The sequence below is a fragment of the Natrinema salsiterrestre genome, assembly GCF_029502005.1.
Lineage (GTDB): Archaea > Halobacteriota > Halobacteria > Halobacteriales > Natrialbaceae > Natrinema > Natrinema salsiterrestre.
In genome coordinates, this window is sequence record NZ_JAMQOT010000007.1 from 175,208 (window position 1) to 188,221 (window position 13,014).

Consider the following 13,014-nt stretch of genomic DNA (forward strand, 5'->3'; position numbering starts at 1 on the left):
CGTATCAAACTACCACAGCGTTTATGGCCCTCCGGTTGGTCTGTCGTGACATGGCCAGTCTCAGGGACCTCGGGCTCTCGGAGTACGAGGCTCGAGCCTACCGATCGTTACTGAACACCGGCCCGACAACGGCCAAGGAACTTTCACGAGCGAGCGACGTTCCGATGGGGCGGATCTACGACGTGCTCAACAGTATCGAACAGTACAATCTGGTCCGGAGTCAGACCGCGAGCCGGCCGAAGAAGTACGTCGCCGTCGAGCCCTCGACGGCGCTCGATCGGCTGCTCGAGGACAAGAAGCGCGAACTCGAGGAGAAGGCCGACCAGTACGAGTCGATCGTCGACGATCTGGCCGACGAGCTCGACGCGGCCGAGCCGGTCGAGGAACAGTTCTGGACCGCCGCCGTCGGTCCCGAGGAGACGATCGACCTCCTCCTGGAACGGCTCGCGGCCGCCGACCGCGATATCGTGATGGTCTCGTCCCATCCGTCCCCCCAGTGGGACATGCAGGCCGTCAGCGAGGAGATCAACGCCCAGCTCGAGGACGCCCTCGATCGGGGCGTCTCGATCGACCTGTTGATGACCCGCGAGATGGTCGCCTCGATGTCGGAGGAGGTGGGTCGACGGTACCGAGAGACCCTCCAACAGCGCGAGGACTTCGACGTCCGAACGCACGACGACGTGACGGGCTCGTTCAACATCATCGACGGCGTCGAAGTCTGCATTCAGGTTCCCAACCCGCTCTCTTCGGGCGAGGCCTTCGGTATGATCGACCTGAAGGATCCGGAGTTCGCGGCGAACGTCCACGAGGAGTTCGCCCCGCGGTGGACGGAAGCGGAGCCGCTCGAGTTCTAACGGTCGATTTCTTCCCGGAGCGTCCCCATTTCGACGATGCGCTCGGCGTGGGCGTTGTGCTGGTGGATCGACTCGTCGTTGGACTGGCTCATCGTGATCACCGCGTCGTCGGCCAGGTGATCGAACTCGTCGACGACGCCCTCGGCCAGCGCCCGCACGCAGTCCTCGACGAACTTCGCGTCGGCGTGGGCCTCGTAGGTCATGTGGTCCTCGTCGGGTCGCTTCGCGAGGTTGTAGATCCGGGCGCTCATCGAATCCCGAGCGATGTCGATGATGTCGTTCAGGTCGACCGACGGATCGCCGTTGGCTTCGACGGTCAGCGTCGCGTGACCCCGCTGGGAGTGCCCCGGCTGCGGTACTTCCTCCAGGAACTCCGCGATCGTCTCCTCCTCGACGCCGAGGTCCTCGAGGGTCTGTTTCGCGCGGGACGTGGACATCCCCTGCGAGCACGGACAGACGGTCATCCCGGTGACCGTGGCACCGATCTCCTCGCGAGTCCCCTCGTCGGTCGCCGTCGCCGAGGCCACGATATCGACGGTGTGTTGCGTTTCCCGGTCGCTCGCGGGCGTCTGTTCGCGCCGCATGAACTCGGCCTCCATCGAGACCTCCGCCCGCGACGTGTAATCGTGTCGCTCGAGCAGCCGTTCGGCGGCCTCGCCGCAGACTTCCTCGACGCCGTAGGCCTCCTCGCGGGTCGCGTCCTCGAGGATCTCGTCGATGACCTCCATGTTGCGGCTCATGTCCGCGCCCTTTCGCCACCCCGGGAGGTCGACGAAGACCTCGAACTCGGCGGTCAGGACGATCGGTCGCTTGCCCTCGCGGGCGATCTTGACGAGCTTGTCGACGCCGGTGACGCCGACCTGACTCAGGCCGACGGTCACGTCGGGGGACGTCGCCTGCACGTCCGGCAGCTGATGACTCATTGCCCGCATTCAGGGTAGGGTGCGATTCAACCTTTCGGAACCAGTAGTTACTGGCTCGACGTGCCGTGAGCCCGGGTACGGACTCGAGCGAGCCGTCGCTTCTTTAAGTGCCTCTGGTCTCAAGGTTGAGATATGACGGGAAGACGGTCGTTCTCCGGGATGCCGATTCGATAGTTGCACTACTACTCCTCTCAGCGGCGCTGACGTTCCGGCCACGAGCGGTACGGCTCGAGTCATGGCGGCAGCCACGCGAAATGACAGGGATAGGATTACGGTCGCCCCGTCCCAGTCCTTCGATACCGTGACTAGCGAGCGCGAGTCGCCGAACGACGACGAGACCCCGGACGGCACTGCTCCCTCCGCCACCGACGTGTGCGACGAAATGGAGCCGTTCGAACCCTACACCTCCGGTGAACTGGCCGCGATTCTCGATATCCCGAAGCGGCTCGCCCGCACGCTCTTGAAGAGACTCACCGACGACGGACGGATCCGACGGAAGGAACTCGAGTCGGATCGCGCCGTCTGGATCCGGGAACCGCCGACACACGCGTGTCCGGACTGCGGCCGCGAGTTCGAGATCAGGTACTCCCATCCGATCTTCCAGGCGGTTCAGTTCTGTCCCGGCTGTGGCACGCGACTCGAGTGACCTACACGGCGATCCGGTAACCGACACGGCGATCCGTTTCCCGGTCACCTAAGACCCCGGAGTGCCAGCGGTGAGTGTGCGAAGTTACACTATTACGGAGATCTGGGATATTCCGATTCGGATCAACACGTCGTTGCTGATTTTCCTCCCGATCCTCGCATGGCTCATCGGAAGCGGGCAGCAGATCGAACTGTACGCCGGGTTCATCGACGGACTCACCGGGACCGGATTCGACCTCTCCCGTCTCCTCGCGGGGACGACGCCGTGGCTCATCGGCATCACGGCAGCGGTCGGGCTGTTCGTGAGCGTCACGCTGCACGAACTGGGCCACTCGTGGGTCGCGCTGCGATACGACATCGAGATCGAGTCGATCACCCTGTGGATCCTCGGCGGCATCGCGTCGCTGAAGACGCTGCCAAAGGAGTGGGACCGCGAGTTCTGGATCGCCATCGCCGGCCCCATCACGAGCGTTCTCGTGGCCGCCGGCTGTTACGTCGCCGTTCTCGTCGCGCCGGACTCCCTGCAGGTCACCCGGTTCGTCCTCGGGTATCTGGCCATCACGAACCTGATCCTCGCGGGATTCAACCTCCTCCCCGCGTTCCCCATGGACGGCGGACGCATCTTCCGCGCGCTCCTGGCTCGCTCCCGTCCCTACGGGAGCGCGACGCGGATCGCGGCGCGAGTCGGCGTCGGCTTCGCGTTCCTGTTCGCTATCGTCGGGATCCTCAACTTCCAGCTCATTCTCCTGCTCCTCGCCTTCTTCATCTACGGCGCGGCGACCACGGAGTCGCGAACCGTCCTCCTCGACGAACTGCTCGAGGGAATCACCGTCGGCGACATCATGACCCGGGATCCAGCGACAGTCTCCGCCGACACGACGATCGCGGCGTTCGGTGACCGGATGATCCGCGACCGTCAATCCGTTCACCTCGTCACGGACGGGACCGGGGCGGTCGTCGGCGTCGTCACGCTCGAGGATCTCCGGACGTCTCGAGGGGACGACCGGGGATCGACCCGCCTCGAAGACGTGATGCAGGACGTCCCGCGTATCGAATCGACTGCCGACGCCTTCGACACGCTCCCCGTCGTGAACCAGTCCGGGAACGGGAACGTACTCGTCGAGAAGGCCGGGGAGATCGTCGGTGTTCTCTCGCAATCCGATTACGCCCACGCCATGACGGTTCGACGCGGCTTTCAGAGTTCGATCGGCGGGTAGCGAACGCGTTCGAGGGTGCGACGGATCCGCGACACGGAGGGTCACCGGTTCGCGTATCGGCCGACTTCGGAACGGTCCCCTCGGCGGGCCCGGTTCCGATCGTTCTTTAAGTGTCTCTGGTCACAAGGTGAAGCTACGAAGGGCATTCGGCACGCCGGTCTTCTCGCAGTTCCGTTTTCGACGACTCGAGCCACAACCATGTCTCCCGTCCCGAATCACGTCCAGCGGAGCGTCGACGAGCACCTGACGGCGATCGAACGCGAGTACGACGTCGCGGTCGTACTGGCGGTCGCCCGCGGGAGCCACGCCTGGGGCGCGGCGAGTCCTGACAGCGACTACGACGTCGGGTTCGTCTTCGTCCCGAGCGATCTGCGCCGGTACGCCCACCTCGAGGGACCGCCCGAAACTATCGTCGCGGACCGTGGCGAGCTCGAGTATCAGGGCTGGGACGTGCGGACGTTCGCAGGGCTGCTCGCGGATTCGAACGAGGGCGCGATCGATTTGCTGCGAAGTCCGATTCGCTATCGGGTGGCGTACGATCCCGCCGACCTCGCCGACTACCTCGAGCGGACCTACAACCCGATCGACCTGTATCACACGTGGCGCGGGATCGCGACGAACAACTACCGCACGTACGTCTCGCACCACCTGGTCCGAACCGACGACGAGACCGTCCCGATCGTCGACGCGGGCGAGGACACGTACACCGTCGAAACCGGCGACGGAACGACGACGGTGCCGGCCGACGACGACCGGTTCACCGAGACCCAGACGAAACCGACGGTGAAGCGAAACCTGACGATCTGTCGGGCCGCCATGTCGGCGTACTACCTCAAAACGACCGGCGAGAGCGGCGCACACGAGTTACCGGCCCTCGACTTCGAGGCGTTCCTGACCGAGCAAGCGCCCGCGGTCTTCGACGCCGAACGGATCGACCGCGCTCGCGAGTTGCTCGAGCGCAAGCGGGCGGGCGAGGGCGATGTCGACGTCGGCGACGCCGTGGGCCGCGAGTTCGCACACCCGCCACGAGAGATCGAGCCGGACGTGCACGCTCGAGCCGGGCCCGATACCGAACGGCTGGACGGATACATCGACGAGATGCTCCGAGCCGTCCGCTAGCAGCGTCCGCTCGCCGATCCATTCTTTAAGTACCTCTGGTCACAAGGTGAAGCTACGAAGGGCTTTTCGCGGAGTGGTTCGTCCGGCACCGGAGCGACCGCGATGCACCGGTGTCGATCGTTACGCACCGGAAATCGGCGATCGTTCCGGATCACGCAGTAGGATAACCTATCAGAGCGGCTGTCTGTCCGGTTTCACGGATCGCTGTGCGGAGCGAGCCTTTTTCACTCTCCCCCTCTCAGCGACAACTGATGCAAGACGACGGTGCCGATCCAGGTCCAGCGTCCGAGCGAGCGTCGGCCGTCGGAGACGGTGTCGAACCCGATTTCGACGGTGAGCGCCATCTCGAGACCCGACCCGGGTCCGGGTCGCTCTCGCGGGCGGACGTCCAGCGCGATTCGACGGTCCGCCGATGGGGCGTCGTCACGCCGAGTGCGACGGTCATCGGTCGCGCGGACTCGCCCGAGGCGGACCTCTCCGAGAGCGTGCGCCGCCTCCACGACGAACAGCACGCGGCGACGCCCGGCTACAGCGAGCGCGCCCACCACCTCGACCGGCTCCGAACGACGCAGGCGCTGTGTAACGCCCTCGAGGTGACGCCGTGGCAGCGAGACCTCGCGCTGGGGGTCATGGACGAGATCGACCTCACCGAGTTCGGCAGCCAGCGGGCGATCCCGAAGGTCGCGCTGGTGGTGATCCGCCACGTCGTCGACGTCGACCGCCAGCAGTACTTCGGGCTGGACGATATCGACGCACAGGAGCTCTCGGCCGACCGGATGGAGGAACTGTTCGCCCAGTATCGGGCCCACGACATCACCGACGAGGAGGGGTTCAAACGACTCGCGGCCGAGTACGGACTCGATACGACGAGTCTGAATCGGCTTCGTCGCGTCCTGAAGGCCCAACTCGAGGACGACCTGCCGGCCTACGGGCGGAACCCGTATCGGGACCCGAACCTCCCGGACGTGACCGAGTCGAACGCCGAGGCCGCGGAGACGGCTGCCGGAACCGAGAGTTAACGACCGGCCGCCGACCGGATCCACACCTCGTCACGAGTCGACTGCCGGTGACCGGCGACTTTTCCGTCGGTGGCTCCTACCGGAGCTATGGCTGACGCTGACACCGGATCCACGCCGTCGACGACCGATCGCATCGAAATTTACGCCGACTACGTCTGCCCGTTCTGTTACCTCGGCACGCGCTCGCTCGAGCAGTACCGCGAGGGACGCGACGAGCCGCTGGAGGTCGACTGGCACCCCTTCGATCTGCGCAGCGGGAAGCGGAACGCGGACGGCTCGATCGATCACGACGTCGACGACGGCAAGGGCGAGGACTACTACGAGCAGGCGAGACAGAACGTCCGCCGGCTCCAGGAGGAGTACGGCGTGGAGATGGCACAGGAGATCGCGACCGACGTCGACTCGTTGAACGCGCAGGTCGCCTCGTGGTACGTCAAGCAGGAATACCCCGAGCGGTGGGCGGAATTCGACGAGTCGATCTACACGGCGCTCTGGCAGGACGGCCGCGACATCGGCGACGTCGACGTACTGGCCGACCTCGCGGCGGACGCCGAGCTCCCCGTCGAGGAGATCCGCGACGCGATCGCGGACGACGGCATCCGAGCGGAACTCGAGGACAGGTTCGCCGAGGCCCAGCAGAAGGGGATCACCGGCGTGCCGACGTTCGTCTCCGACGGCCACGCCGCCCGGGGATCGGTCCCGCCGGAACACCTCGAGCGACTCGTCGAGGGCGATCGGTAGGGATCGGTCGAGGATCTGAACGGCTTATTCGAGTTTGTCGAGCCCGTCGAAGAAGTTCGCCTGCGGGCCGACGAGCCGGACCGGCTCCGCCGCGAGCGAGACGGAGATCGTCGCGGGCAGTTCGAGTCGCTGTCGATTGCGTCCGTCGCTGATCGCGTAGCCGGTCTCGGCACCGGAGACGGTGAGGACGAGTTCGGTATCGGGCTCGACGACCAGCGGCGGCATCGAGTCGGTCGCGGCCATCTGCGTGACGACGAGCGCCTCGGCGGCGGGATGAACCAGCGGCCCGCCTTCGCTCAAGTTGTAGGCGGTCGAGCCCGTCGGCGTGGCGACGAGAACGCCGTCCGCGTGGCTCTCGACGTATTGTTGTCCGTCGGCCTGCACCTCGATAGTCGCGCCGCCGCCGTTTCCCCGTCGCGGCCCGTGAACGACGACCTCGTTGAGAGCCGGCTCGAGCGTCCAGTCCGCGTCGACGCCGGTCGCTCGCAGCCGCGACAGTTCGCGTTCCGGCACCGCTCCCGTTTCGTCGAGTTCGGCCGCGAGACCGGTGACGACGCCGAGCGCGTCGGCGGGTGCGACGGCGTTGAGAAAGCCGACTTCGCCGAGATTGATCCCGAGGATCGGGGTCGATCCGACTTCTCGGGCGACAAACAACAGCGTTCCGTCGCCGCCGATACTCACGACGAGATCCCGACCCGCCATCGCCGCGACCGGGACGGCGGTCGCGTCGATCGCACCGCCGGTCGACTCGTCGACGACGACACTCGCTCCGTCGCGCTCGAGGGCCTCCACGAGGTCGACGGCCAGCGCCTGTGCATGCTCGTTGTCACGTTGGGCGACGATTCCGACGGCGACGTCCATCGACGGCGGCTACCCGCCCCGTCGTCAAAAACCCACGCTTGTCCGGCCGACAGCAACAAGCTTAATCGGGATGGAGTGACTCCGGTCACGTGAACGATAGCGACGACCTCGTCGCAGTGTCCAGTATGGCTCCCGTCCACCCGCGTCTCCCCGCCGCCGCATCGTCGCCGGCGGCGGGGAGGGCCCCGTGCGTTTTCGCTCGGTCTCGGCTACCCGCAGGTGATCGCCGTGAGTGACGACGACTGGTTCGAAGACGCGCTCGAGGGCGAAGACGCGAGCGATGCGGACGAGGAGACGGACGGTGACGAGGAGTGGACCGAGTTTCCGCGCGACGACGATCCCTCGGACACGCCGGAGAGCGCCGATTCCGACGGGCCGCCCGACGGTAGTGCTCCGGCGGCCGAGCAGCCGGGCGAGGTGCCGTCCGAAGCGGACGGAACGGCGACTCGCGACGATGCCGAGGACGACTCCCTGTTCGACGAGGGGTTCGGCTCGGCGCTACAGGACGTCGAGACCCCCACCATCGACGACGAAGACGGTGGTGACGGCCCGGTAGCCGGCCCCGAGGGGTTCGACGACCTCGATTTCGTCCTCGAGGGCAGTGACGAACCCGACTTCGACGAGGAGATCGACTCCGAACTGCCCCGGCTCGATCTCGGCATCGACGGCCTCGACAGGATGATTCAGGGCGGCGTTCCCGAGCGATCGCTGATCGTCGCGATGGGCAGCGCCGGGACCGGCAAGACCACCTTCGGCCTCCAGTTTCTCCATCACGGCCTCGAGCAGGGCGAGCGTGCGGTGTTCATCACGCTCGAGGAGAGCCGCGACCGGGTCATCAACAGCGCGACCGAGAAGGGCTACGCGTTCGACGAGTACGTCGCCGACGGGCAACTCGCCGTCGTCGACGTCGATCCCATCGAGATGGCCAACAGTCTGGCGTCGATCCGCAACGAACTTCCCGCGCTCGTCGAGGAGTTCGACGCCTCGCGGCTCGTGTTGGACTCCGTCTCCTTGCTCGAGATGATGTACGAGGACCGGGCGAAACGGCGGAACGAAATCTACGATTTCTCCCGGAGCCTGAAAGAGGCGGGCGTCACCGCGCTGTTGACCAGCGAGGCGTCGGAGGAGACGCCCTACGCCTCGCGGTACGGCATCGTCGAGTATCTCACGGACGCCGTCTTCGTCCTGCAGTACGTCCGGCCCGACGACTTCCGCGAGACCCGGCTCGCGATCGAGATTCAGAAGATCCGCGACGCGAACCACTCTCGAGAAAAGAAACCGTACGAGATCACGAACGAGGGAATTTCCGTCTACCAGCAGGCGAATCTGTTCTAGCCCTCGCCACCGTTCCGGCGAGCGGCCGCGACAGCGCGTTTCAGTCCAGTAAGGGACACTTATCGGCGCGTTCATGGCCCATACTTTTGCGGACAGGTGTCCGATGGATCCGCATGGCGCAACGGACGACAGCCGACGAGACACTGCCGCGAGAGGAACTCGCCGCGTACTTTCAGGACCTCGCGAGGGAGTTCGAGGGCGAGGACGAGGAGGTGATCGTTCCGGTCGGGAACAAGAACGTGTCGCTCAGCCCGCCCCACAACGTCGACGTCTCGGTCGAGGTCGTCGAACGCTCGTCGATGCTCCGGGGGAACCGTGAGACAGTCGAGATCGAACTGAGCTGGAAACCCTGACATGGCCGCCGCGGACTCCATCCTCATCTTCGTCCTGAGTCTGCTCGTGGGAACGATCGGCATCCTCGCAGGTGCGCGGCTCGTGCTGGACAGGGACGCGAGCTTCGTCAACGCGGCGGTGACCGCGCTGATCGGCGCGGCCGCCTGGGCGATCACGAGCTTCTTCGTCGGCTGGATCCCCATTCTGGGCGTGGTGTTGATGCTGATCATCTGGGTCGGCGTCATCAACTGGCGCTACCCCGGCGGCTGGGGATCCGCGGCCGCGATCGGCTTCGTCGCCTGGATCGTCGCAGTCGGCATCCTCTACGCGCTCGCGGTCGTCGGCTTCGTCACGCCCGACGCGCTCGGCATTCCGGGCGTCTAGGCCGACCCCGGAACTTCCCATCGGGCGAGAACGTGGGGAACCGCTTTGGTCGTTCGCTCGAGAGACCCGAGTAGCAAACGATGTACGAGACGATCCTGTTCCCGACGGACGGCAGCGATCACGCGGCGACCGTTGCGGATCACGCGATCGATATCGCGGCCACGAGGGACGCGACGCTCCACGTCCTCTCGGTCGTCGACGACCGCGCCTTTCTGGTTCTCGACGACGACCGCATCGAGCGAGTCCGCGATGACCTCCGAACGAGCGCCCACGAGGCGGTCGACGAGGCGGCGACCCGTGCCGCCGACCGCGGTCTCGAGACGACGACGGCGGTCGACACCGGCAACCCGGTCGAATGTATCCTCGACGCCACCGCGACGATCGACGCCGATCTGATCGTCATGGGGACCAGCGGCGACGAGTACGAACGGAACGTCGTCGGAAGCGTCTCCCAGCGCGTCGTCCGTGACGCCCCCGTTCCCGTTACGACCGTCGGGCCCGACGTTTGATCGGGTCGGACGCCGTCGAGAACCGTCACGGATGGTTTGATATGGTCTCCGTGGGTAGTGAGTAGGAGATGCGTCGATCGATCGTAATCGCGGGTGTGCTGCTCGTTCTCGCCTTCCTGCTGGTCGGCGGGCCGTCGCTGTTGCTCTCGGTGTCGACCAGCCAGACGACGGCGGACGCGCCCGCCCAGCCGACCCAAACGAAGTCGACGCCGGAGCTCGTTACGCTCGAGGGCTCCGAAAGCGGCTTCTGGGAGTATCTCAGTCCGACGAAGAGCTTCCAGAAGCGAAGCCCGATCAACGTGGTCGTCCGCGGCGACACCGAAGACGTCGAGCGGGTGTTGACCGAGACCGACGGCGGTAACTGGGAGGAGATGAACGAGTCCGAGGAGGAAGCACTGCCGGATACGTTCTCGCTCACCGACGAGAACGAGACCGACAACGAAACGGAATCGGTACCCGAAACCGACACCGAAACGACGACCAACGAATCCACCGAGAACGCGACCGACGAGGACGAGGCGTCGAACGAGACCCCGGTCACCCTTCCGGACCTCGACTGGGGGCAGGCCGACGGCGGCACCCGGTACGCCTACGTCGATCCCGGGCCGAACGAGAGCGGCTACTGGATCACCGAAACGCGCCAGCTCGAGGACGGCGACTACTACGGACAGCGCTACCACATCCGGCTCTACGAGAGCCCCAACGAGGACGACGACTGGGTCGCGATGCAGACCCACTCGGAGCACTTCGACTGGTTCACGCTTCGCCACCGGGTCCACGGCTCGCAGGACGCACAGACCAAAGTCGAGGCCGACTTCATGAAACACCCGCAGGTCGACGTCAAAGAGGACGTGAGCCGCGTCTACCTCGACAACAGGAACTCCGCGGACGCCGACGGCTGGGCGACCCTCGTCGAACTGGCCGGACTGCTCGTCGTCCCGACGCTCGTCGGCATCCGAGCCGGGAGACGCGGTGGAAGCGCGTCCGGCGCGACCGACGGCCACATCACCGACCGGACGGCGGACGCGATCGACGACCACCTCACCGACGTCGATCGCCAGCGGCTCGCCGCCGCCGCCGACCGCCTCGAGGCCGGCCACGTCCTCCTCTTCTTTACCATCGTGGCGCTGTTCCTCGGCGTTCGAATGGGCGGCCTCGCCCTCGAGCGTCAGGCATCGTTCCTGACCCCCCACCAGATCGCCGCGATCCTCTACCCGGTGATCGGGATCGGGATCCCGGTCGCGACGTACCTGCTCGCGGGAGCGCTCACGCGGCGACTCGACGCCGCCGTCGTCGCAGCCGGTTCGCTCGCGGTCGCGATCTGGATCGATTACAGTCTGCTCGGTGTCAACTCGCTACCGGTCGACGTCGTCGTCCAACGGATGCTCGTCGTCGTCGCTCTCGGCCTGATCGCCGGCGGCGCAGCCAAACGGGCGTCCCGAAACGAAACGTTCAACGATATGTTGCTGGTCGGAACGGCGATGTGGCTGCTCGTACTGGCCGGAACGCTCCTCGGGTACCTGTAGCGCGCCGTATTACGCCGCTTCGTCGATATTGGCGGTACCGATCCGCTGATTAAAGCGCGATTTGCTGGTGGCGAGCCCTTAAGTCCTTGCAACATCGTTATCTACACGACATGGCAAGCCCCACCCGTCAACGCGAGCGCGATCCTGAAACGACAGAAAAAACGCAGGAACCGGAGCGCGAACGGGTGTGTGACGAGTGTGACGGGGGAACGCTCGTCAAGAGCGAGGATCAGGGGGAACTCGTCTGCGATCAGTGCGGTCTCATCGTCGAGGGAACGAACATCGACCACGGCCCGGAATGGCGCGCGTTCAACCACTCGGAACGGCAGAACAAGTCACGCGTCGGCGCGCCGACGACGCAGACGATGCACGACAAGGGCCTGACGACCTCCATCGACTGGAAGAATCAGGACGCCTACGGCCGATCGATCTCCTCGGACAAACGCAATCAGATGCGCCGCCTGCGGAAGTGGCAGGAACGGATCCGTACCAAAGACGCCGGCGAACGGAACCTCCAGTTCGCTCTCTCGGAAACCGACCGGATGGCCTCCTCGCTTGCGATCCCCCGATCCGTCCGGGAAGTCGCCTGCGTCATCTACCGGCGCGCACTCGACGAGGACCTCATCCGCGGCCGCTCCATCGAGGGGGTCGCGACCAGCACGCTCTACGCCGCCTGCCGCATGGAAGGCATCCCCCGCTCGCTCGAGGAAGTCGCCGCCGTCTCCCGCGTCGAGCGCAAGGAGATCGGCCGCACCTACCGCTACGTCGCCCAGGAACTCAACCTCGAGATGGAGCCGGTCAACCCGAAGAAGTACGTGCCGCGGTTTTGCTCGGAACTCGAGCTCTCCGAAGAGGTGCAGGTGAAAGCGAACGAGATCATCGACACGACGACCGAGAAGGGGCTTCTCTCGGGCAAGTCGCCGACCGGCTACGCCGCGGCCGCGATCTACGCCGCCTCGCTGCTCTGTAACGAGAAGAAGACCCAGCGCGAGGTTTCGGACGTCGCGCAGGTGACCGAGGTAACGATCCGGAACCGGTATCAGGAGCAGATCGAAGCGATGGGCATTCACGAGTAAGGCGGTCGACTAGAGCTTGGGTTTCGATGTCAGACGCGGAACGCATTCTCTCGAGTCTCCGACGACGAAGCTGTTATTATCGTGTTTTCGCTCGCTCGAAAAGTGCGCCGGCCGGGAATTGAACCCGGGCCGCGAGCTTGGGAAGCTCGAGTCCTACCACTGGACCACCGGCGCTCGCACGAACATACCTGCCGATCACACTTCAACGTAGCGCTCTCGAGCGATCTTCGCCCGACGACGACCCGGTCTCGAGTTGCAGTCGCTGCAGAGTACGTAGTACGTGTCCGCCGTGAGAGCGAGACAGCGTGTCCGGGTTGGGAGAAGCGGTGATCCGTCAGCCCGTGGCAGCCGAGACGCACAGTCCGACGCTCGTACTCGGTGCTCTCACGTTCCGATAACTGGCATGCAATTCATCCATCGAAATCGACCGTCCGGTCAGTTTTTTCCGGGGAGGGGAGGCTATTAGGTCGTC

14 protein-coding genes and 1 tRNA gene are annotated in these 13,014 nt (G+C 65.4%); 12 read left to right on the plus strand and 3 right to left on the minus strand.

Annotated features, from left to right (window positions below):
- Positions 1 to 50: 50 nt before the first annotated feature.
- On the plus strand, positions 51 to 854 hold the full coding sequence (locus tag NDI89_RS18470; protein ID WP_226005169.1) for a TrmB family transcriptional regulator: 804 nt from the start codon (positions 51 to 53) through the stop codon (positions 852 to 854).
- On the opposite strand, the gene mptA is transcribed toward NDI89_RS18470, so the two are convergent.
- Positions 851 to 1,777, minus strand: coding sequence for a GTP cyclohydrolase MptA (mptA, locus tag NDI89_RS18475; protein ID WP_277523664.1), 927 nt, complete (start codon positions 1,775 to 1,777; stop codon positions 851 to 853). The genes NDI89_RS18470 and mptA overlap by 4 nt on opposite strands.
- 301 nt (positions 1,778 to 2,078) lie before the next feature.
- Between mptA and NDI89_RS18480 the strand changes: the two genes are divergently transcribed.
- The 5 genes from NDI89_RS18480 (at position 2,079) to NDI89_RS18500 (ending at position 6,518) form a co-directional block, all read left to right on the plus strand.
- Complete coding sequence (locus NDI89_RS18480; protein ID WP_277523666.1) at positions 2,079 to 2,423, plus strand: MarR family transcriptional regulator; 345 nt, start codon at positions 2,079 to 2,081, stop codon at positions 2,421 to 2,423.
- 76 nt (positions 2,424 to 2,499) lie between these two features.
- Entirely contained in the window at positions 2,500 to 3,639 is a 1,140-nt protein-coding gene (locus tag NDI89_RS18485; RefSeq protein WP_277523668.1) for a site-2 protease family protein, read from the plus strand.
- Positions 3,640 to 3,837: 198 nt separating this feature from the next.
- A complete protein-coding gene (locus tag NDI89_RS18490) occupies positions 3,838 to 4,758 on the plus strand; it encodes a nucleotidyltransferase domain-containing protein (protein WP_277523671.1) in 921 nt (306 codons plus the stop codon).
- A 251-nt stretch (positions 4,759 to 5,009) separates the two neighbouring features.
- Positions 5,010 to 5,777: a DNA-directed RNA polymerase subunit epsilon gene (locus NDI89_RS18495; RefSeq protein ID WP_277523673.1), complete on the plus strand. Its 768-nt coding sequence runs from the start codon at positions 5,010 to 5,012 to the stop codon at positions 5,775 to 5,777.
- Between the two features lie 87 nt (positions 5,778 to 5,864).
- Positions 5,865 to 6,518 carry a DsbA family oxidoreductase gene (locus NDI89_RS18500; protein WP_277523675.1) on the plus strand — a complete coding sequence of 218 codons (654 nt, stop codon included), beginning with the start codon at positions 5,865 to 5,867 and terminating at the stop codon, positions 6,516 to 6,518.
- 24 nt (positions 6,519 to 6,542) lie between these two features.
- Here NDI89_RS18500 and NDI89_RS18505 read toward each other — a convergent pair whose 3' ends face one another.
- Positions 6,543 to 7,379 carry an NAD(+)/NADH kinase gene (locus tag NDI89_RS18505; RefSeq protein ID WP_277523676.1) on the minus strand — a complete coding sequence of 279 codons (837 nt, stop codon included), beginning with the start codon at positions 7,377 to 7,379 and terminating at the stop codon, positions 6,543 to 6,545.
- A 219-nt stretch (positions 7,380 to 7,598) separates the two neighbouring features.
- Between NDI89_RS18505 and NDI89_RS18510 the strand changes: the two genes are divergently transcribed.
- From NDI89_RS18510 to NDI89_RS18535, 6 genes are all read left to right on the plus strand, one after another.
- The gene (locus tag NDI89_RS18510) at positions 7,599 to 8,714 is read left to right on the plus strand and encodes a KaiC domain-containing protein (RefSeq protein ID WP_425607765.1); all 1,116 of its coding nucleotides are present in this window, start codon (positions 7,599 to 7,601) and stop codon (positions 8,712 to 8,714) included.
- A gap of 113 nt (positions 8,715 to 8,827) precedes the next feature.
- Positions 8,828 to 9,067 (plus strand): amphi-Trp domain-containing protein, encoded by a 240-nt coding sequence (locus tag NDI89_RS18515; RefSeq protein ID WP_277523678.1) that lies wholly within the window; start codon positions 8,828 to 8,830, stop codon positions 9,065 to 9,067.
- A gap of 1 nt (position 9,068) precedes the next feature.
- Positions 9,069 to 9,431, plus strand: coding sequence for a hypothetical protein (locus NDI89_RS18520; protein WP_277523680.1), 363 nt, complete (start codon positions 9,069 to 9,071; stop codon positions 9,429 to 9,431).
- 80 nt (positions 9,432 to 9,511) lie between these two features.
- A complete protein-coding gene (locus NDI89_RS18525; RefSeq protein ID WP_277523681.1) occupies positions 9,512 to 9,940 on the plus strand; it encodes a universal stress protein in 429 nt (142 codons plus the stop codon).
- 68 nt (positions 9,941 to 10,008) lie between these two features.
- On the plus strand, positions 10,009 to 11,466 hold the full coding sequence (locus tag NDI89_RS18530) for a hypothetical protein (protein ID WP_277523682.1): 1,458 nt from the start codon (positions 10,009 to 10,011) through the stop codon (positions 11,464 to 11,466).
- 110 nt (positions 11,467 to 11,576) lie between these two features.
- The gene (locus NDI89_RS18535) at positions 11,577 to 12,542 is read left to right on the plus strand and encodes a transcription initiation factor IIB (protein ID WP_006183920.1); all 966 of its coding nucleotides are present in this window, start codon (positions 11,577 to 11,579) and stop codon (positions 12,540 to 12,542) included.
- A gap of 103 nt (positions 12,543 to 12,645) precedes the next feature.
- Here NDI89_RS18535 and NDI89_RS18540 read toward each other — a convergent pair.
- Positions 12,646 to 12,716: transfer RNA gene (locus NDI89_RS18540), tRNA-Gly, on the minus strand.
- Positions 12,717 to 13,014: the final 298 nt, after the last annotated feature.

Coding starts and splice junctions, on each gene's coding strand:
- NDI89_RS18505 (WP_277523676.1), bottom strand. CDS start 7,379: ATGGACGTCGCCGTCGGAATCGTCGCCCAACGTGACAACGAGCATGCA.
- NDI89_RS18530 (WP_277523682.1), top strand. CDS start 10,009: ATGCGTCGATCGATCGTAATCGCGGGTGTGCTGCTCGTTCTCGCCTTC.
- NDI89_RS18515 (WP_277523678.1), top strand. CDS start 8,828: ATGGCGCAACGGACGACAGCCGACGAGACACTGCCGCGAGAGGAACTC.
- NDI89_RS18495 (WP_277523673.1), top strand. CDS start 5,010: ATGCAAGACGACGGTGCCGATCCAGGTCCAGCGTCCGAGCGAGCGTCG.
- NDI89_RS18520 (WP_277523680.1), top strand. CDS start 9,069: ATGGCCGCCGCGGACTCCATCCTCATCTTCGTCCTGAGTCTGCTCGTG.
- NDI89_RS18525 (WP_277523681.1), top strand. CDS start 9,512: ATGTACGAGACGATCCTGTTCCCGACGGACGGCAGCGATCACGCGGCG.
- NDI89_RS18500 (WP_277523675.1), top strand. CDS start 5,865: ATGGCTGACGCTGACACCGGATCCACGCCGTCGACGACCGATCGCATC.
- mptA (WP_277523664.1), bottom strand. CDS start 1,777: ATGAGTCATCAGCTGCCGGACGTGCAGGCGACGTCCCCCGACGTGACC.
- NDI89_RS18535 (WP_006183920.1), top strand. CDS start 11,577: ATGGCAAGCCCCACCCGTCAACGCGAGCGCGATCCTGAAACGACAGAA.
- NDI89_RS18490 (WP_277523671.1), top strand. CDS start 3,838: ATGTCTCCCGTCCCGAATCACGTCCAGCGGAGCGTCGACGAGCACCTG.
- NDI89_RS18470 (WP_226005169.1), top strand. CDS start 51: ATGGCCAGTCTCAGGGACCTCGGGCTCTCGGAGTACGAGGCTCGAGCC.